Source organism: Paenibacillus fonticola DSM 21315 (assembly GCF_000381905.1).
Taxonomy (GTDB): Bacteria; Bacillota; Bacilli; order Paenibacillales; family Paenibacillaceae; genus Fontibacillus; species Fontibacillus fonticola.
Genome location: NZ_KB907263.1, coordinates 25359 through 44129 on the forward strand (window position 1 = coordinate 25359; position 18771 = coordinate 44129).

22 protein-coding genes and 1 other annotated feature are annotated in these 18771 nt (G+C 45.7%); of the genes, 18 read left to right on the forward strand and 4 right to left on the reverse strand.

The features are described from left to right. Positions 1–161: 161 nt before the first annotated feature. The 3 genes from G358_RS34590 to G358_RS0118465 are packed head-to-tail and all read left to right on the forward strand — an operon-like array spanning position 162 to position 1650. On the forward strand, positions 162–272 hold the full coding sequence (locus G358_RS34590; protein WP_420836067.1) for a hypothetical protein: 111 nt from the start codon (positions 162–164) through the stop codon (positions 270–272). A 28-nt stretch (positions 273–300) separates the two neighbouring features. Beyond that, on the forward strand, positions 301–873 hold the full coding sequence (locus G358_RS31355) for a GNAT family N-acetyltransferase (RefSeq protein ID WP_019638731.1): 573 nt from the start codon (positions 301–303) through the stop codon (positions 871–873). A gap of 15 nt (positions 874–888) precedes the next feature. Continuing rightward, positions 889–1650, forward strand: coding sequence for an SDR family NAD(P)-dependent oxidoreductase (locus tag G358_RS0118465; RefSeq protein WP_019638732.1), 762 nt, complete (start codon positions 889–891; stop codon positions 1648–1650). A gap of 16 nt (positions 1651–1666) precedes the next feature. Here the strand turns inward: G358_RS0118465 and G358_RS0118470 are convergent, their stop codons facing one another. Further along, positions 1667–2083 carry a hypothetical protein gene (locus G358_RS0118470; RefSeq protein ID WP_019638733.1) on the reverse strand — a complete coding sequence of 139 codons (417 nt, stop codon included), beginning with the start codon at positions 2081–2083 and terminating at the stop codon, positions 1667–1669. Positions 2084–2155: 72 nt separating this feature from the next. Between G358_RS0118470 and G358_RS34430 the strand changes: the two genes are divergently transcribed. The 4 genes from G358_RS34430 (at position 2156) to G358_RS0118485 (ending at position 5463) form a co-directional block, all read left to right on the forward strand. Beyond that, positions 2156–2332, forward strand: coding sequence for a DUF6199 family natural product biosynthesis protein (locus G358_RS34430; RefSeq protein ID WP_338042711.1), 177 nt, complete (start codon positions 2156–2158; stop codon positions 2330–2332). Between the two features lie 98 nt (positions 2333–2430). Then, on the forward strand, positions 2431–3705 hold the full coding sequence (locus G358_RS0118475) for a hypothetical protein (RefSeq protein WP_019638734.1): 1275 nt from the start codon (positions 2431–2433) through the stop codon (positions 3703–3705). A gap of 153 nt (positions 3706–3858) precedes the next feature. After that, the gene (locus G358_RS0118480) at positions 3859–4782 is read left to right on the forward strand and encodes an aminoglycoside phosphotransferase family protein (RefSeq protein WP_019638735.1); all 924 of its coding nucleotides are present in this window, start codon (positions 3859–3861) and stop codon (positions 4780–4782) included. Positions 4783–4989: 207 nt separating this feature from the next. Next, positions 4990–5463, forward strand: a complete 474-nt coding sequence (locus G358_RS0118485; protein WP_019638736.1) for a low molecular weight protein-tyrosine-phosphatase — start codon at positions 4990–4992, stop codon at positions 5461–5463. A 545-nt stretch (positions 5464–6008) separates the two neighbouring features. On the opposite strand, the gene G358_RS0118490 is transcribed toward G358_RS0118485, so the two are convergent. Then, the gene (locus G358_RS0118490) at positions 6009–6299 is read right to left on the reverse strand and encodes a DUF6809 family protein (protein ID WP_338042712.1); all 291 of its coding nucleotides are present in this window, start codon (positions 6297–6299) and stop codon (positions 6009–6011) included. Positions 6300–6474: 175 nt separating this feature from the next. On the opposite strand from G358_RS0118490, the gene G358_RS0118495 reads away from it, so the two are divergent. Continuing rightward, on the forward strand, positions 6475–6657 hold the full coding sequence (locus G358_RS0118495) for a hypothetical protein (RefSeq protein ID WP_019638738.1): 183 nt from the start codon (positions 6475–6477) through the stop codon (positions 6655–6657). A gap of 105 nt (positions 6658–6762) precedes the next feature. Here G358_RS0118495 and G358_RS0118500 read toward each other — a convergent pair whose 3' ends face one another. Further along, complete coding sequence (locus G358_RS0118500; RefSeq protein WP_019638739.1) at positions 6763–7419, reverse strand: SGNH/GDSL hydrolase family protein; 657 nt, start codon at positions 7417–7419, stop codon at positions 6763–6765. Between the two features lie 154 nt (positions 7420–7573). Here G358_RS0118500 and G358_RS0118505 point away from each other — a divergent pair, with 154 nt between their 5' ends. From G358_RS0118505 to G358_RS0118535, 7 genes are all read left to right on the forward strand, one after another. Then, positions 7574–8251, forward strand: a complete 678-nt coding sequence (locus tag G358_RS0118505; protein WP_019638740.1) for a YdeI/OmpD-associated family protein — start codon at positions 7574–7576, stop codon at positions 8249–8251. Between the two features lie 97 nt (positions 8252–8348). Then, entirely contained in the window at positions 8349–8789 is a 441-nt protein-coding gene (locus tag G358_RS0118510; RefSeq protein WP_019638741.1) for a MarR family winged helix-turn-helix transcriptional regulator, read from the forward strand. Positions 8790–9015: 226 nt separating this feature from the next. After that, complete coding sequence (locus tag G358_RS0118515) at positions 9016–9411, forward strand: DoxX family protein (RefSeq protein ID WP_019638742.1); 396 nt, start codon at positions 9016–9018, stop codon at positions 9409–9411. Between the two features lie 42 nt (positions 9412–9453). Continuing rightward, positions 9454–10080 (forward strand): nitroreductase family protein, encoded by a 627-nt coding sequence (locus G358_RS0118520; RefSeq protein ID WP_019638743.1) that lies wholly within the window; start codon positions 9454–9456, stop codon positions 10078–10080. Positions 10081–10109: 29 nt separating this feature from the next. Continuing rightward, complete coding sequence (locus tag G358_RS0118525) at positions 10110–11060, forward strand: ring-cleaving dioxygenase (protein ID WP_019638744.1); 951 nt, start codon at positions 10110–10112, stop codon at positions 11058–11060. Next, on the forward strand, positions 11060–11674 hold the full coding sequence (locus G358_RS0118530) for an alpha/beta hydrolase (RefSeq protein ID WP_026342349.1): 615 nt from the start codon (positions 11060–11062) through the stop codon (positions 11672–11674). Before G358_RS0118525 ends, G358_RS0118530 begins: the two co-directional genes overlap by 1 nt. A 33-nt stretch (positions 11675–11707) precedes the next feature. After that, positions 11708–12319, forward strand: a complete 612-nt coding sequence (locus G358_RS0118535; RefSeq protein WP_019638746.1) for a flavin reductase family protein — start codon at positions 11708–11710, stop codon at positions 12317–12319. Positions 12320–12419: 100 nt separating this feature from the next. Here G358_RS0118535 and G358_RS0118540 read toward each other — a convergent pair whose 3' ends face one another. Next, positions 12420–13613, reverse strand: coding sequence for an oxalate decarboxylase family bicupin (locus G358_RS0118540; RefSeq protein WP_019638747.1), 1194 nt, complete (start codon positions 13611–13613; stop codon positions 12420–12422). Positions 13614–13796: 183 nt separating this feature from the next. Here G358_RS0118540 and G358_RS0118545 point away from each other — a divergent pair, with 183 nt between their 5' ends. The 3 genes from G358_RS0118545 to G358_RS0118555 all read left to right on the forward strand — a co-directional run bounded on the left by G358_RS0118545 (position 13797) and on the right by G358_RS0118555 (position 18601). Further along, positions 13797–14369 (forward strand): DUF1697 domain-containing protein, encoded by a 573-nt coding sequence (locus G358_RS0118545; RefSeq protein ID WP_019638748.1) that lies wholly within the window; start codon positions 13797–13799, stop codon positions 14367–14369. Between the two features lie 42 nt (positions 14370–14411). Next, positions 14412–14640: a binding site (T-box leader), on the forward strand. A 93-nt stretch (positions 14641–14733) separates the two neighbouring features. Further along, a complete protein-coding gene (locus G358_RS0118550; protein WP_019638749.1) occupies positions 14734–16266 on the forward strand; it encodes a 2-isopropylmalate synthase in 1533 nt (510 codons plus the stop codon). A gap of 328 nt (positions 16267–16594) precedes the next feature. Beyond that, positions 16595–18601, forward strand: a complete 2007-nt coding sequence (locus tag G358_RS0118555) for a LacI family DNA-binding transcriptional regulator (RefSeq protein WP_019638750.1) — start codon at positions 16595–16597, stop codon at positions 18599–18601. Positions 18602–18771: the final 170 nt, after the last annotated feature.

An 18771-nucleotide genomic window follows, 5' to 3' on the forward strand; every position in this document is an offset into this window, starting at 1 on the left:
AATGTTTAATAGAAGAGTGATATATAGCAAGATTTAACAGAGGAATCACTTTAATTATGTAATAACCCAAACAGCCGAGCTAAAAAGATCGCTGAACACTTTAGAGTGATCGGCGTTTTTTATTAAACAGGCTAGGTATTGACGCAGGTTATTTAAGCCGGATTCTCGCCAAATTTGAACAGCAGGGATTCATTGACAAAATCCGTTCGGAGGTGGACGGCCGAAAAATGATATTTAACGGAAAAAGGCATAAGCGCCTATGCGCCGCTTAATCAGCGGGCAAATGAGGAAGTGGCGGAAATGCTGGCAGAAATTCCGGATTGGGAACAGCTGCGGCTGCTGGAGGCGATGCAAACGATCGAGCAACTGCTAACTCCTGATTTCAAATATTCCGAACCGTTTATTTTGCGTTCCCATGCCCCTGGCGATATCGGCTGGATCATAAACAAGCATGGTATGCTGTATTCCCGGGAGTATGGCTGGGATGAGCGATTTGAAGCCGCCGTCTCGCAAATTGCCGATGATTTTATCCATAACTACAAACCGAAGAAAGAACATTGCTGGATCGCTGAGATGAGCGGGGAGAACGTCGGCTCCATTGTACTTGCGCAAGAGAACGACACTACAGCTAAAATCGGCCTGCTGATTGTCGATCCGAAAGCCCGCGGCGTTGGGTTAGGATCACGGCTTGTGGAGGAGGCGATCCGTTTTGCCAGACGGGCAGGGTATCAAAAAATAGTCCTTTGGACGAATCATGTACTTATTGCTGCCCGAAATATTTACCGGAACAAGGGCTTTCAGCTTGTATATGAAGAAGAGCATTCCAACTTTGGACCAAAGCTTACCGGGGAAACCTGGGAGTTACAGCTCTAACAGGAGGAGATTGCATTGCTGTCTAACAGAAAAATAATCGTAACCGGTGCCGCTTCCGGAATCGGAAAGGAAATCGTACGTTATTGTTTGTCCGAAGGCGCCTCGGTCATTGCCTGTGATGTGAACAAACAAGCTTTACATGAATTAGAGTCTCTGCATGAAAAACAATCTTTAACCGACGCACCTTTCAAGCTCACCACGTACCAACTTGATATAAGCAATTACAGCCGGGTCAGCGGATTTTTTGCTTATCTAACTCAAGAGCACAGTGATTTGGACGGTCTGGTTAACAACGCGGGGATTTATTTGGCCAAGAGTATATTGGATTACCAGGAAGATGAAATCGTCAGGGTCATTGACGTCAATGTTAAAGGGGCGGTTTATTTTTCCCAGATGTTCGGAAAGATGTTAATCGGAAAAGAGCAGAACATGCGGAAGGGAACGATTGTAAACATCTCCTCCGTATCGGGATTAGAAGGAAGCTCCGACGCGATTTACGGCCTGACCAAAGCGGCCCTGCTTGGATTGACCAAGAGCTGTGCGATGAATTTCGCTCCCTACATACGCGTAAATGCAGTTGCGCCAACGATGGTTAACACTTCCATGATGGAAGTCATTCCAGAATGGAGAAAGAAGGAGTATCTTAGCCACCAGCTCATCGATTCACCCGTGCTGCCCGAGGATGTGGCTGAAACGGTTGTATTTTTGCTAGCGGATAAATCCAAGCACTATACGGGAGCTACATTCGATTTAAACAATGGCTGCTATTTAAGATAAGGATTTTTAGAATCGGTCAAGTGCCAAATTTCAGCTCATTAATTTTATCGCTCCATGTTTCAGCATCAGCAACTCTCCAGGCAACAGTCTCCACACAGTCATCAGCATTATACCGAATACGGAGCAAATAGAAATTTATTTTTCCAAGATGTTCGTAACCTATTTCAGTTTCTATAATTTGGCTAATGGGTATTTCTACTATTTTTAATGGAAAGTACATTTTGAAATTTAAAGCATCTTTAGTTAAAGTTAAATATCCATTCCCTCTAACTTGTTTCATCCCCTTAGAGGAATAGCCGAAAAAGTTGGAGAACTTTTCAGCCAATACGTTTGGACTGTATATCTCAGCTCTATGAACCGATAAAACCCGAAATAAAATCATTAATGCAGCTATTACAAAAATACTAAGAATGACGTAATCTATTAATTTCATAGCAATCCTCCTTCCAGGAATTAGGCTTTCTTTAATTATAAGCTAAATCATCATGAAATTGAATAATGCTTTTTGGCTTTCGGAGTATTTATGATGCTAAAACCAGGTGTGGTTTGGAAAATAAATGCTAGTTGGACTACCCAAGACGGAAGTGAACCTTCAGACTTATACGTATTATCCGTAAGAATTGGCGGTGGATTTATGATATTCGCCGGAGTTTTAGGCTTGCTATCCATAATATTTTCATGAATGGAGAGAGTGTGTTGTCGCAGCGTATTCCTTGTATAACAAAAGATTGTTCAGCAACTATATTGCCAGCTACGGCGGCAAAAACTGGAGGCTACTGTATGCCGTGTCAACAGGAGCGGCAGCGTCAAGAACGACAGCGCTATATTGAGAAGCATAGCAGGGATGTGGATTTATTTGAGGGAGTATCCGATCCGGTAGAAATCCTCAAAATAATGTATTCGCCACGCCCTTATGATCCTTTGATTCGCTATATTCCGTATCCACAGAGCAAGGAACAGATTTATGTATCGTTAACGGCGGAGGAAGAAGACAGATTATTGCTTTATGCCATGGAGCGGCTGGCGTTAGGAGATAAGGATACGTGCGTGAAGATCCTGTTATCGTTAGTATGTTTTCGGGATAAGGTGATCACCGGGCACATTCCGGACTTGGTTACACATGGACTATTTGGTCTAGGGATTCTGTTGAAGGATGCTTCCCAGCAAATACGGAACGAGCTGCTTCATCGTGTAGAGCACGATAAGAGCAATCGCAATCATCTACTGTTGGCCCTAGCCTGGATCGGAGATGAACAGGTTACCCTACGGTTTCGTGAATGGCGGCATACCCCGCCTGCTTGGATAGAGGAACTGTATGTCCCCCCGGAATCCTATACTCAAGAAGCGGGGTGGGAGCTTACGGCGGCTGGCGAGCGCAGGGATTTGTTTTATCGGATCAGCTATGCCATTCAGAAGCAGCCAAAGGGAGACAAACCGACTGGAGGCAGAGTTTCGTTTGAGGCGGGTGAGCTGGATAAGGCAGTATTGCGGCAGCAGGGAGTAAAAAAACAGCCGGTGCGAATATTGGGCACTAGTCCAAATCGCTGTCCATGGTGCGGAAGGAGGCTGACTACTTTGCTGGAGTTTAACTTAAACCATCCGTCACTGCAGTTTCTATCTTTGCCAGGAGAAAGCTTTAAGGTAGATACCTGCATAAGCTGCGGCTGCTATGACGTTATATATATGGATGTGGATAGAGATGGGGAGCCGAGTTGGAGCCAGCATAACAAAATACCTGGCTGCTTGCCAGAACCGGATGGGGATGATGAGGCTGGCGAAAACTTGCCGGATCATTCTTGTTTTGGGCTAGCTGCCGAACCCAGAAGCTGCTACCATTCCGCTCATTGGAGGCTGGATGCCACAAATTCGCAGGTGGGCGGCCTTCCGTGCTGGATACAGGACGCCTATTATCCGCAGTGTCCTGGCTGTTTGCAGCATATGACTTTTATTGCGCAGCTAGATTGGGAGGATGTAGAAGAGTATGGAGAAGGAATGTATTACATGTTTGTCTGCCCGGATTGCCGGATAACGGCTACTACATATCAGCAAACCTAGCAAAGGAGGGGGCATGTCATGTTTATTATCGTTCCATTAATTTAATAGCAGGTGTTACGATGGTTATCAGGGCTAAAAGGGCCCAATTGTTTAGCTTTAGATTAGCTTAGATTCAGGCCGTTTTTCCAAGTGTGAAGAAGGGAGAGGTGCACGATGAGCGCCATATTCAATGGGATTCCCGGTCTTGAGGCGTGGACATCGCTGAGAGAGATTCAAGCCGGCTGGTCGAGCGATAAAAAATACTGTATCCAAGATCAGCATGGGCGGGAAATGCTGCTTAGATTGGCGGATATCTCGCAGTATGAGCGGAAGAAACGGGAATTCGAAGCTGTAAAGCAGCTAAAACAACATGCTGAACTTCCGATGTCCCGACCTGTCGATTTTGGGATTTGCAATGAAGGACACTCCGTTTATTCCTTGTTCACTTGGGTTGAGGGGGAGGATGCGAGAGGAGTTATTTCTAAGCTCCCCCCCTCAGAACAATATCGGCTTGGCTTAAAGGCAGGAGAGATTTTAAGAGTGATGCATGAAATTCCGGCGCCAAGCCAAACCCCGTCGTGGGCCGAGCGATATAATGCTAAAATCGATAAATATATCGCGAATTACAGGGCCAGCGGGTTTCATTTAAAGGGAGAGGATAAGGTTCTAAGCTATATCGAAGGCCATCGATGTTTGTTGGATCAGCGGCCGCTGACATTCCAGCATGGCGACTACCATATCGGCAATATGATAGTGACAAGAGCTGGTGAACTTGGAATCATCGATTTTAACAGGATGGATTATGGCGACCCTTGGGAGGAATTCAATCGGATTACTTGGTGTGCGAACGAGAGCGCGGAATTTGCCTCGGGCCGGATACATGGGTATTTTCAAGGTGAGGTACCTGAAACGTTTTTTAAATTGATGGCGCTATATATTGCGTGTAATCAAATTGCGTCGATTCCCTGGGCGATTCCTTTTGGTGAAGCGGAAGTTAACTATATGCTGGAGCGAGCGGAGCAAGTGCTGGAATATTATAATGGCTTCGAATCCTGGGTTCCAAGCTGGTATTTGCCAAGCCGCGATCTTCTGTTATGACGAGCTTAGATGAACATTTGGCAGGAGGTTGGGCCATGGGCCCTGGCGTTCATTCCGATATCCATCAGCGAACAATTGCTGCTAACTAGAGTTGGCATTGAAAAAGTGCCCGTTTATTAGTAAAGTTAACAGAAGCGTATTTTGCTGGTGATTCAATAAATAGAGATAAAATGTGTACGACTGATGATAGGAGGAAAAGTTGTAGCCATGATTAAAGTATTGTTTGTATGTTTGGGTAATATTTGCAGATCTCCAATGGCAGAAGCGGTATTGCGCAGCCAGGTAAAGGAAGCCGGGTTAGCGAATCAGATCGTAGTTGACTCTGCGGGAACAGGTGATTGGCATATCGGAAAACCGCCACATGAAGGAACCTTAAAAATATTAAAGCAATACGGCATAGATGACGCGGGAATGTTCGCCAGACAGGTCAGCAAAAATGATTTCCATGACTTCCAATATATCATTGCCATGGATGACATGAACGTTAAGGATATGGCGCAGTGGTTCCCGGAAGACAGCAAGGTTGAAGTGAAGAAGATGCTTGATTTCGTACCGAAGCATTCCGGAGGAAATGTCCCGGATCCTTACTATACGGGCAATTTCCAAGAAGTATATGAGATGGTGGACGAGGGCTGCCAGCGTCTGCTGCAAGTCATTCGGGAAGAGCAGGGATTGAATTAATGCCGTTCAAACCTTGTTTGGATAAGTAGAAGGGGCTATCCCTAGAGTGAATTTAAGTTAAGTTAAGTGAAGTTAAGTGAAGTGAAGTGCATCCTGTAAAATAGACAGTACAAATAATAAAAATCAGTCAAGCGGCCTTTGTCCTGAATTCCATCGGACAGGGGCCGTTTAGCTTTGCTTGCAATGATTCGTAAATGTAAAGCGAATGTGTAATGGTAAAACGAATTCGTAATTGTAAGGGCGAATGTGTAATGTAAAACGAATGCGTAATTGGAACAGCGAATGTTAAACTAAATGGAATTGATGTATCTAATTATGCTCCAAACGAATGTTTCAGGAGATTAGATGGATTTGATGTACCTATAATCAATAATCCAGCCATGATCTCCCAATTCCCTTTTTCTAACGGCAAGAAATCCATTTAAATGTACTTTCCCTTCTGGACCGTAGAAACTAACTACTATAAATCCATTTATATTAAGTTTAACTACTGAAACCACAAGTTTATGCTTCCAAAGTTGTTTGCTGAGCCATCAGACTCGATCTTATGTAGTGTATTTATACAATTCATCGGAAAGGTTTAAGGCATCCTTGAAGCCTTGCAAGTAGATGCTTTTAGCTTGAATGGCTTGCAAAGAAGCCTGGGTATCCTCATAAAGAAATAGTGCTTGCCGAAGCTGTTCAGGCATCTCTTCACGTAACTGTTGTAAGTACTGCTCATATTCCCTAGTCAATTCACTGTATTGGGCGTCAGTATTGGCCAATTCCTTGTACAGCAATTTCAATCGATGCCGGATAAGCGGCTCAATTAAAACCTCTAACGAATGAGACATCATAGGACCTCCAAATGATCATGATACTAAGTACAAGTACAGTAAGTTTTGCAGGGAGTAGTGAGAGGTGTGGTAGTAAGCGGAGCTGAGTCAACGTGACAAGACGATGTTTTTATTGTATCATCCATTTAATAACATGTATGCAGTCAAAGTGACATCACTTTACGGGAGTAGAATAATGTCAACAAATAAGAAAGTTTTTACTTTTCGTCTCCAAGAAGAAAATTTTAAGAAGATTAAATATATTGCTGATAAAAATAAACGTTCTACTGCCATGCAAATAGAATATCTTCTTGAAAAGTATATTGAGGAGTACGAGGAAACCAATGGCTCTATTCCAATTGAGCATAAACGCGAGTAGTGCTCGTGAGGAAATTAGAAAAAATGACCCCGAATCGAACACCATCCAGAAGGGTCATCTTTTCTAATGTGGAAGCTTAAGCTCTGTTAAACCAAACTGATAGTCCTAATTCCGGTTCCACTCAAAGCCGGCTTCCTTCAAGAATGCCCGGGCCAGTACCATATGCCCTGCATAAGTCGGATGAACGCGATCCCAGGCCAGCGTTGCCGGGTACAGTTCCTCAAGCACCGCGTTAAACGCCGCTTGCGTATCGACGAATACCGCGCCGGTATCCGCAGCGACCTTTTTCACAATCGCCCCGTATTCATCCATCGTCTTACGCATTTTGTCCTCCGGATTGGGCTCCAAATAAAACGGCGTCATCAACACAAGCCCCTTCAAATGCGGCTTTGTCTTGTCTACGAGGTTGCGCAGAGTCTCTTCATATTCCTCGGCATAGACATGCCATTCGGTAATCAGAGGCGTATCATATTGCCGCCAGACATCGTTAATGCCGATCATAATGGATAACCAGTCCGGCTTTTGGGCGAGTACGTCCTCTTGCCATCTTTCCTGCAGGTCGCGCACGGTGTTGCCGCTGTTCCCTTTATTTACGACACGTATGCCGAGCTCCGGGTAAACTGCCTGCAGCAGGGCGTCGATAAGGGCGACATATCCTTTGCCTAATGCACCGAATAATCCTTCTCCGTCTGGTCGTTGACGTTCGCAATCTGTAATCGAATCTCCAATGAACAGCAGCTTTTGTCCTTTTTCCAATCGCATTGTCTTCTATCTCTCCTCGATTCATCGTTTGATAATCTGATAATCTGTTCTAGTCCCTTTTTTCTACCTGCAGACGCTATATTCCTGCTTCTGGACATTATGTTATGCTTATAGAGCATAATAGGATATAGCTATCAAGAGACGGAGGCAAATCATGAACTCGCAAAATAACATAGTAGCCAAACTGAACCTTAATAAATATGTTTCGAAGCTGATCTTGCATCAGCCGGAAGATATAACATACTTTGACGAACTGCAATACGATACCGAAATGACGAAGGAGAAATATGATCTTATTTTTGTGTTCATTTATAATATGGATCAGTTTAAGGCGTATTTGGATCTCGTCAATCGTAAGCAAGCCATTCATGAGAACGGGTATTTATTTTTTGCCTATCCAAAGAAAAACAACCGTAAATACGAGGAGTACATTGACCGGGACAGCTTCTTTCAACAAAATCAGGTGGACGAGGAAGGATACATATCCGGCAGTACTTTGAAATTTTCGCGGATGGTTAGCATGGATGACGTCTTCACCGTTGTCGGCCTGAAGTCGCAGGCTTCAAAGAAGGGCAAGCAGGTAAGTGCAAAGAGCAGCCAGCGGGTTGATGATTACGTGGAGTATATTCCCAGCATTCGGGATTATTTGAGCAGCGATAAGGAATTGCTGGAGCATTACAACAATTTAACGATTGGATATCAGAAAGACTGGGCACGTTACGTATATAGTGCAAAAAGAAGCGAAACGCAGGAGAAGCGTTTGCTCCAGATGAAGGATATTTTGGCTCAGGGATATAAGTCGATGGATTTGTATAGAAGAAGAGAGCAGTAGGAAATTTGGCTTTTTAAAAATAGGGTTGACAATCAGCGATAAAAGAGATATCTTTGATTCAAGATATTTGAACACGAGATAAATGGGGGTGACTGAAATGCCGGATCAAGAACATGCTGCTTCGCTGAAATTGTTGGTGGTTCTCTCTAAAGCATACAAGACGATCATGGATCACGCGATCAAGGACATGAGGCAGCGCGGCTTATCCCCTTCGGAGTTTACCATTTTGGAGGTGCTGTTTAACAAAGGGCGGATTCCTTTGCAGCAGATCGGGGATAAAATTCTAATCACCAGCGGAAGCGTGACCTACAATATCGACAAGCTCGTTAAGAAAGGACTCATTCGGCGCGTGCCTTGCGAACAGGACCGGAGAGTGATTTACGCCGAAATTACGACGGAAGGAACCGAGCTCTTTGAGAATATTTTCCCGGATCATTCCGAGTTCGTTCATTCGAGATTGAGCGGTTTGAACTACGAAGAGAAGCTTCAGGCGATCGAACTGTTGAAACGTCTGGGCAAAGGGGCTGAAGGCTTTTAGCTCAGCTGGTGCGATACACTTGCCAAGGTCAAATTGTTCACTAAACAGATCGGGTGCCGGGCGCAGAATTTCCATCGTATCTTGAAATACTTGAAATTCGCCGATCTGGAGGTGATTCAAAAGTTTTGTTCTAGCTATCTAGTTGAATAATCTTCTTTTTTTCGCAAATATCTTGAAGTAAAGATAATGAAATTCAAAATAAATTAAATTTGGAGGATGAAAAATCATGTTGGATTTAGGATTATTGTTGATTCGTTTAATTGTAGGGATATTGTTTATTGGCCATGGGGCACAGAAATTGTTCGGGATGTTCGGCGGCTACGGGCCAAAAGGCACCGGTGGATGGATGGAGTCGATCGGCATCAAGCCGGGAGTATTGATGGCGGTGTTGGCAGGGCTCATGGAATTTGTCGGCGGACTGCTCTTCACGTTTGGATTTCTTATGCCGCTGGCAGCCGCCCTCATTGCGCTGGCTATGCTGGGAGCGATCGTTAAGGTGCACTTCAAGAACGGCTTGTGGGTGACGGCAAACGGCTATGAATATCCGCTCGTACTGCTCGTCGTAGCGATCGCCATGGCATTGACAGGCGCAGGTGATTTTTCGCTGGATGCTTTGCTGTAATAAATAGAACATAATACGTGAAATGGAATGGAGGATTATGTCATGAGCGAACTTACGAATGTGTTAAAAGAAAGAAGGTCTGCAACGAAGTTTCATCCGGAGGCGAGGATTTCCGAGCAAGAGCTGGAGGAAATATTCAGTCTCGTGAAATATGCGCCGTCTGCCTTTAATTTGCAGCATGCTCACTACGTTGTTGTGCATGATCCGGAGAAGAAGAACAAAATGTACGAGGCCGCGAACAAGCAATACAAGCTCAAAACCGCCTCGGCAGCCATTCTCGTTCTGGGCGATTTGAATGCTTATGAGAATGTGAGGCAGCTTAATGAGGGAATGCTGCATTTGGGCATCATAAACAAACAGGAGCTTGATATGACGGTGGAATCGGTAACTCAGTTCTATGAGGAGCGCGGCGATTCCTTCAAGCGGGATGAGGCCATTCGTAATGCGAGCTTGTCGGCGATGCTCTTCATGCTGATTGCCAAGGATAAAGGCTGGGACACTTGCCCGATGATTGGTTTTGATCCCGAGCAAATGCGGAAGGAACTGAATATTCCGGATCAATACGTTCCGGTGATGCTGATTACGCTGGGCAAAGAGGATGTATCCGGACAGCGGCTGCGCGGTTATCGCAAGCCGGTCGGCGAGTTCGTTACGTATAACGGCTTCTGATTTGTGAATATAACAAGAGGTGTATAACTATGAAACTGCAAACAACAGGAATTCATCATATTACAGCATTCGCACGGAGTCCGCAGGAGAACGTCGATTTTTACGCCGGCATTCTCGGACTAAGGCTGGTGAAAAGAACGATCAACTTTGATGCTCCCGAAGTGTATCATCTATACTTCGGCGATGAACACGGCAGTCCGGGAACGATCATTACCTTTTTTCCTTGGTCGGGTTCCCGGCGCGGAAAGGTCGGAGGGGGCCAAGTAGGAATCACGACGTATGTCGTGCCTCCAGGAGCGCTCGGTTTCTGGGAGGAGCGGCTGAAAGGCTTTGGTATTTCATTGACGAAAACTTCGCGCTTCGGTGAAGATTACCTGCATTTCCGGGATAACGAAGGATTGTGGATTGAACTCGTAGAACGCGAGGCTGGTGTTAACAGCACTTGGTCGTTCGGCGGCATTCCTGCAGATAAAGCGATCAAAGGCTTTGGCGGTGCTGTTTTGTTCAGCGTGAATGCCAAGCAAACGATGCAGGTTCTGGAGGAGGTCCTCGGATTAAGCAAAGTGGCGGAGGACGATTTCTACGCCCGGTTCCAAGCTTCGGGAGAGATCGGCAACATTATCGATGTGCCGCTGAAGGATATGGAATGGGGCAGCGGCGGTGCCGGTACCGTCCACCATATCGCCTGGCGGTCAAAGGATTTCGACGAACATGAAGAGTGGCAGCAAAAGGTCGGGCAAAGCGGTTTTAACCCGACGAAAATTATCGACCGTCAGTACTTCAATGCCATATACTTCCGGGAAGAAGGCGGCATACTATTTGAGATAGCAACCGACCCTCCAGGCTTTGCCCGTGATGAGGAGCCGGAGGCGCTGGGTGAGAAGCTGATGCTTCCATCCTGGTTCGAACCGGTGCGTGCGCAAATCGAGGCTAATCTTGAGCCGATTGAGGTTAGGGTATTAGAGGAGGGGCAAAAATGATGAGACATATTTTTGAAAAAGGGATCGACACGCAGGCACCCACGCTAGTGCTGTTCCACGGTACGGGCGGAACGGAGCGGGATTTACTGCCGCTGGCCAAGCTGGTATCGCCGAACTCCTCTGTTCTTTCGGTAAGAGGCAACGTGCTTGAAAACGGGATGCCGCGGTTTTTCAGACGGCTCGCGGAAGGCGTGTTCGATGAAGAGGATTTGGTCTTCCGCACGAAGGAACTAAATGAGTTTCTGGATCAATCCGCCAAAGAATATGGATTTGACCGGGGGAACCTGGTGGCGATCGGTTACTCGAATGGCGCGAACATTGCCGGCAGCTTGCTGTTCCATTATGAACATGCCTTCAAAGGGGCGATTCTCCACCACCCTATGGTTCCCCTGCGCGGCATCCAGCTTCCGAATCTAGCCGGGGTTCCTATCTTTATCGGTGCGGGCAGCAATGATCCGATTTGTTCACCCAGTGAAACGGAAGAACTTGAGGAACTGTTAAGCGGGGCGGGTGCCGACGTAACCGTGCATTGGGAGAATTTTGGTCACCAGTTGACTAACAGCGAGGTCAATGCTGCAGCTGCTTGGTTTCGTGAAAGGATAGGCAAGGCTTAATTTGCAAAAAAATAAGAGGGGAGGCGAAGCATCGTGATATCTTTAGATCCGGCATCGCAGAGTGAGCGGGACAATTATAAGCTGCTGATCGGCAGTGTCATTCCAAGGCCTATCGCTTTCGTGACGACTTTGTCTGAGAGCGGAGTGCTCAACGCAGCGCCCTTCAGTTACTTCTCCATCGTATCGAGCTCGCCTCCGATGTTATCCATAGCGGTGCAGCGCAGAAACGGGAGAATGAAGGACACAGCTAGAAATGCGATAGACCGCAGAGAACTTGTCGTTCACATCGTCGATGAAAAGATGGCCGCAGCCGTCAATGAGACTGCGGCGAACCTGCCGCCGGAGGAAAGCGAGCTCGCCTTGACCGGGTTGACGACGATCGCGAGCGAGGTCATTGCTGTACCAGGCATCCGGGAAGCGAAGGTGCGGATGGAATGCGTGCTCGATAAATCTGTGACGCTTGGCGGGACGGAAGATTCACCGACGACAGACTTGCTCATTGCCCGCGTCGTGCGATTTATCGTGGATGAGGAAATTTATGAACAGGGCCGTATCGATCCTGTGAAGCTGAATCCGGTCAGCCGGCTCGCCGGCAGCGCCTATGCTAGTCTAGGTAAGATGTTTGAGATTGAGCGGCCGCAATAAACGAAAGCTACCCCTGGCATCAGATGCCAGGGGTTTTTAACATTGTTACGAATGATACCCTTTGAAATAATATACAGGTATAGGAACGGTGTACGTTCCGTTATTTCAGATCCTCGGAGCTGGACGGATATTTCACGACGGGCCATTTTTTCTTGCGCAGGGCACCCAGCAGTTCAGGGCCGGCCTGCAGGTTGCTGGCGACAAGGCTCCGGGGCGTGAGGGCCATCCACTGATTTAAGGAAATATCGGCGAACCGGTCACTCTTGAATATTTCCAGAAACCATAGCGATTCCGTGCCGGTATTTTGAATATAATGGCCGAAGGCAAAAGGAACATAGCCGACATCGCCCGCCCTGTAATCGAAGGTGCGGGCGATTCCGTTTCCAGCAAACACGGTCATTCGCCCTTGGCCCGTAAGGTAATATTGCCACTCGTCGTTATTGGGATGCCAATGGAGCTCCCGCATAGCTCCGGGTTTGATCTCAACCAGGGCGGCAGCGACGGTCTTCGAGATAGGAAAGTTCGAGGAATCCACGATCCTTACGCTTCCGCCAGGGGTAATGTATGGCTGCTGGGCCAAGAGACGGTGCTTGAAGCTCAGCGGGACGGTTCTGTAAGGGGATTCGACCTTCTGGCTTTTCAGTGAACCCGGAACCTCATCCTGATAAATATATACCTGTTCAGAAGGAATCGAGGTAAAAGCGTTTTCCGAAACGCCGAAATTGGCGGCCAGTACGTCCTTTGGCGTGTGGGCAAACCAGTCTGAAATGGACAGCGTACTCAGGTCAGAGAATTTTCCGTCATCGAACACGAGTAGAAACTCGCAGCCTGTCTCTAGACCCTGAATGGAATGTGGAATTCCGGCAGGAAAATACCAAAGATCGCCTTCGCCGACGTCAGCGATGAAATTGCGTCCGCACTGATCTACTGCGGTAATCCGTGCTTTTCCCCAGATCATATACGCCCACTCTGCCTGCTGATGCCAATGTAATTCCCGGACTCCACCGGGAGTCAAGCTCATGTTCACGCCGGCCAGCGTCGTGGCGATCGGCAAATCGCGGACGGTAATTTCGCGGGACCAGCCTCCGTGATTTAACTGCATATGGGTATCGGAAAAAGACATTTTCAGATTAGGCACCAAGCCGGCATCCGTGGAAGGGGGAACGAGAAGATCCGGATTTTCAAGGTCTCTCCATACATCCCGCGGGCCATAATCCGGCGCTCCCGAGCCATCGCTTCGAATCGGCTGAGGCACGTTAAGGGATTTGGCATGCCCAGGATTATCCTCATTCATGGTAGTAGTTGTCCCTCCACTACATCGGAAATACGAATCTTCCAATTATTTATATGGGGGAATGCTTGGCTATTATGAAGCTAAATAATATATCTGTCAGGTTTATCGGTGAATGCTCACTATGTAGGCGCAGGCTCTCTATGTTATAATTTCGCTAAAAATAGGACAAGGCGGTGACGGAACATGGTGTATATTGCTCTACTGCGAGGGATCAACGTAGGAGGCAAAAATATTATAAAAATGGCGGAGCTCAGGCGCGTATTGGAAGAGGAAGCAGGCCTCTCCCGAGTACAAACGTACATCCAAAGTGGAAATGTCCTGTTCGAATCGGGCGAAGAGAAATCCGTACTGCACAAGCGGATCGAGCAGGCGATCGAATCTGCCTTCGGAATTTCGGTCAGCGTCATACTGAGAATGGCTTCGGAACTGCGCAGTATTGCAGAGCGCTGCCCCTTCACTGAAGAGGAACTTGCCAAAGCGGCCGAATCCTCTGTTGGTGAGAGCCTGTACGTCTCTATTTTGCAGGAGGAATTGCCTGTCGAGCAGGTGGAGAAGCTGCAGGCAACCGATTTTGGTGAAGATAAATACGTTATACTAGGCAAGGAAATCTATCTGCTGTATAGCAATAGCTCGCGGAATTCAAAGCTGTCCAGCAGACTGGATAAATTAGGCGTTCCTGCAACGGTCCGCAACTTCAAGACGCTGCACAAGCTCATTGATTTAGCGGATGCAATTTCTTCAGATAGATGTGGTTGACAATGAGAAATTCCGGGTCTATAATATCCAATAAATTCAAACCTAAATGTGATGAATAGAAATAGTAGAAGTGAAATGACCTTGCAGAGAGCCGTTGGCTGGTGGGAAACGGCAGCGTCACTCAATTCGAACTCGTCTATGAACAGCTGCCTGACATGTAGGGCCAGCCGGAATTCCACCGTTACAGGGATAGATGGTGTTTGCCATCGAATGAGCTCATTTCACGGGAAATGAATTAGAGTGGTACCGCGGGTTAAACCTCGTCTCTATACGTAGAGACGGGGTTTTTTTGTTGGTTAAATTCCGGGTTTAACCAACCCCGCTTCACATATATATTTTTAATATGGTCTGGGAGGTAACGTTCATGAATCGAAAAATCATCGTACTGGATACGACTTTGCGTGACGGAGAGCAGGTTCCAGGCGCAAAGCTCAATATGCAGCAGAAAATAGAGACAGCACAGCAGCTAAGACGGCTGAATGTCGATATCATCGAAGCGGGTTTTCCCGCATCGTCAGAGGGAGATTTCCAGGCCGTACAGGAAATTTCCAGAAGCGTCGGCGACAGCGTATCCATCACGGCGCTGGCTCGGGCAGTTAAGAGCGATATAGACGCCGTATATGAAAGTATAAAGTTGGCACAAGAACCGCTAATCCATATTGTGCTGGGTACGTCAAACATTCATGTGGAGAAGAAATTCAGCCGTTCGAAAGAAGCGGTGCTGCAAATGGGAATTGATGCGGTGAAATACGCAAAGACCTTGCTTCCCCATGTGCAATATTCTACTGAGGATGCGTCGAGATCAGATTTTGAGTACTTATGGAAGACGATCGAAGCGGTCGTTAAGGCAGGCGCTACCATGATCAATGTGCCTGATACGGTCGGCTATGCCGTACCCGAGGAGTTTGGCGAACTGATTCGCCGAATCAATGAACGGCTTAAAAATTTGGATGACCGAGTCATCTTAAGCGTACACTGTCATAACGATCTCGGTCTAGCCACGGCCAATACCCTTAGCGCCATTAAAAATGGAGCCGAAAAAATCGAATGTACGATTAATGGGCTCGGAGAACGCGCGGGAAATGCTTCGCTGGAGGAAGTGGTTATGGCACTTAAGGTAAGAGAGAATTACTATCAGTGTCATACCGATGTCCAAACGAAGGAGCTGTTTCGAACTTCCAAACTGGTGAGCCATTTGACGGGACTGGATGTGCAGGTGAATAAGGCCATAACTGGTGAAAATGCATTTGCGCATTCCTCCGGGATTCATCAGGACGGCTTGCTGAAGGATAAGCAGGTATATGAGATTATGTCGCCGGAGGAGGTCGGAGCGGACAGCATGGAGCTGATTCTGACAGCTCGTTCCGGCAGGCACGCTTTTAAGAGTACGGTAGAGAAGCTGGGTTTTGAAACGGGAGACGATGCGGAATTCGAGCAGTTTTTTAAGAAGTTTTTGCAGTTAGCCGATGCCAAAAAAGAGGTATATGATCACGACGTATTTTACCTGGTCACAAATCACCGGGCAGTTGACGGTTACAGCAAGCAGCTTTATAAGCTCGTCTCATTTCAGGTGATCACAAATGATGTGTATCCCACGGCCATCGTGGAGCTGAAGAGAGGCTCGGAAACGCTAAAAGGCAGCGCTGTTGGAGACGGTCCGATCGACGCGCTGTATAGCGTCATCCGGTCTCTGGCTGGTCTGGATGTCCAGCTTGAGGATTACAAGATCAACAGCTTGTCTCGCGGCAAGGAAGCCGTTGGCCGGGTGAATATTCGAATTCAATATGAAGGCAAAGTGTACTCGGGCCGTGCGATGGATACGGATATTATCAAAGCCAGTGCAATTGCTTTTCTGAATGGCATTAACGCAGTTCTGCTCGAGCAGTCAATTCCATGAAACTAAATCGCTAAAATAAATAAAGGTGGAGGCCATTATGGCTTCCGCCTTATTGTTATTCTTTGTTTGTAAAATCCGGATAAACTTAACGTGGTCTACCAAACTGGCGTCCGTAAAAGGGGGAATAAGGAGATCCGGATTTTAAAGTCCCTCCAAACATCCCGCTGGCCATAATCCGGCCCTCCAACGCTGACTATTACGTAAAAGGTTAAAATTTAATGAAAAATATTGGATAAATGAGGGATATTTTAGAATTAATTGACCGATACATAATTAAATGCTACAATTTTTATGAATTTTACGTAAATTTAATTTGAGGTGGTATAGCTTGGCGACGATTAAGCAAATAGCCCAGGAAGCCGGTGTTTCTATTGCCACGGTTTCGCATGTGATTAATAAAACAAGATATGTAAGTCCAGAGCTTGTGCAAAAAGTGGAGGAGGTTATTAGAAAGATCGGCTATGATAAAAAAATCAAAGAGCTGAATACGAACTTTAAAATTGGCAAAAACTCCGAGATCGCATTGATTGTCCCCAGCCTATGGGGTACATTATATGCAAAATTAACTTCCAGTATTTCAGTATATTTAGCCGAGAAAGGTTATAGCTTAACAGCCTATTTTCATAATGACGACATCACTCATGAAAAAAATATAATAACTAATATTCTTAATAACAAGAAAATTGCAGGATTAATTATCGTACCGGCAAGTACCGAAGAAAAACAATACAGCAGACTGATTCAACAGAAAATTCCTTTCCTATTTCTGGACCGGACGGTAAAAATGAACGGAATCGATTCTGTTTTGTCGGACAGTAAAGGAGGAATTTTCAAAGGATGTACTCATTTACTGAAATCCGGACATGAAGAGATTGCATTAATTGTTGAAAATGGCGGGTTTTCTACATTGGAAGACAGGCTGGAAGGGTATCGCGAAGCTTTGGAATCCTATAAGATCCCTTTCAGGGATGACTTGTTAATTGAAATCGATCAGGACAATTTTGAGGATTTTGAAAAAAAGATCAAGAGGGTATGGGTCCAGCATAAAAATCCAACCTTCTTGGCGAGCGGCAATAGAATTACTTTAAACCTGCTGAAAGTGATGAATAAATTAGATCTTGAATGTCCTGCGGATGTATCGATCATCGGATTCGGGGATGAAGAATGGTCTGAAATTATTAATCCCCCATTAACGATTTTGAAGCAGAATACGCAAGAAATGGCCATTCAATCTGTAAACAGGTTACTGCAAAAAATAGATCATTATTCAGAGGCTTCCGAGGAAATTGTCATTCCAATGGAGCTCTCTATTCAAAAATCAACTCAAGTTATCGGGAAAGGACCGTTTGGAGAAAAACCGGTAGCCCCTGAAGAATTGACTCTTTCCAAGGAAGAGGCTGAACAATTGCTTGAAGGCAACTATAAGGTCGGAATTTCTTTCCACTATGGCGGAACGGCATGGACAAGACTTTACGAAAATGGAATCCGGAACATTTTGGATAAATACGGCATATCGATCGTATCGATTACAAATGCGAACTTTGATCCTTTGCTGCAAGTAACACAACTAGAAGGATTAAGGATGCAACAACCGGACGCCATTATTGCCATCCCTGTCGATGACGAAGTTACCTCGAAGAAATTTCAAAGTATAGCCGAAGAAACGAAATTAATATTTATGAGTAATGTTCCAGAAGGCATGAATAAAGACCAGTATTCCTCGTGTGTTTCCGTAAACGAAAGAGAAAATGGACAGAATACCGCAATCCTGCTAGGAAATTATTTTAAAAATGAACAAAAAGTAAAGATCGGATTTATAGGACATGGCGCTCCTTTTTATGGAACCCATTTAAGGGATGCAGTAGCTAATGATATGATCAGAAGCAATTTTCCCAATATTGAAATCGTTGATGAAAAATACTTCCATCAAATCGAAAAGACTTATGATGTATGTAAAAAAATGATGACCGACCATCCTGAAATACAAGGTTTATATATTTCCTGGGACAGGCCCGCCCTGGAAGCGATCAAGTCGCTTAAAGAGTTGAATAGGGAAGATGTAGCGATTTTTACTTTTGATCTGGACCATGAAATTGCGACGTATTTAGCCAAAGAAGAAATGGTTAAGGGATTATCCTCCCAAAGACCGTACCAACAGGGAATCGCTGTAGGATTAGCTACTGCAAAAGCATTGCTGGGGCATGATCAGCATAAGTATATTGGGGTACAGCCTTACGTAGTGGAATCGAAAAACCTGCTCAAGGCGTGGAAAAATATTATATTGGAACCTGCTCCTCCAGAAATTGAGGAAACAATATCGAGAAGATTTACGTAAATCTTCTCGATATTTATTTTTTATCTTTATTTTTCGTCAAATAGTTGACACAAACAATATCCTATGTTAAATTTTACGTAAAGAAATTGGAAACGGTTTATTTAATTAAAAAAGTGCGCGCGGTAGACCGAGGTTCCTGTTTTCTTTAACTAAATTTTTCCGGGGGGATT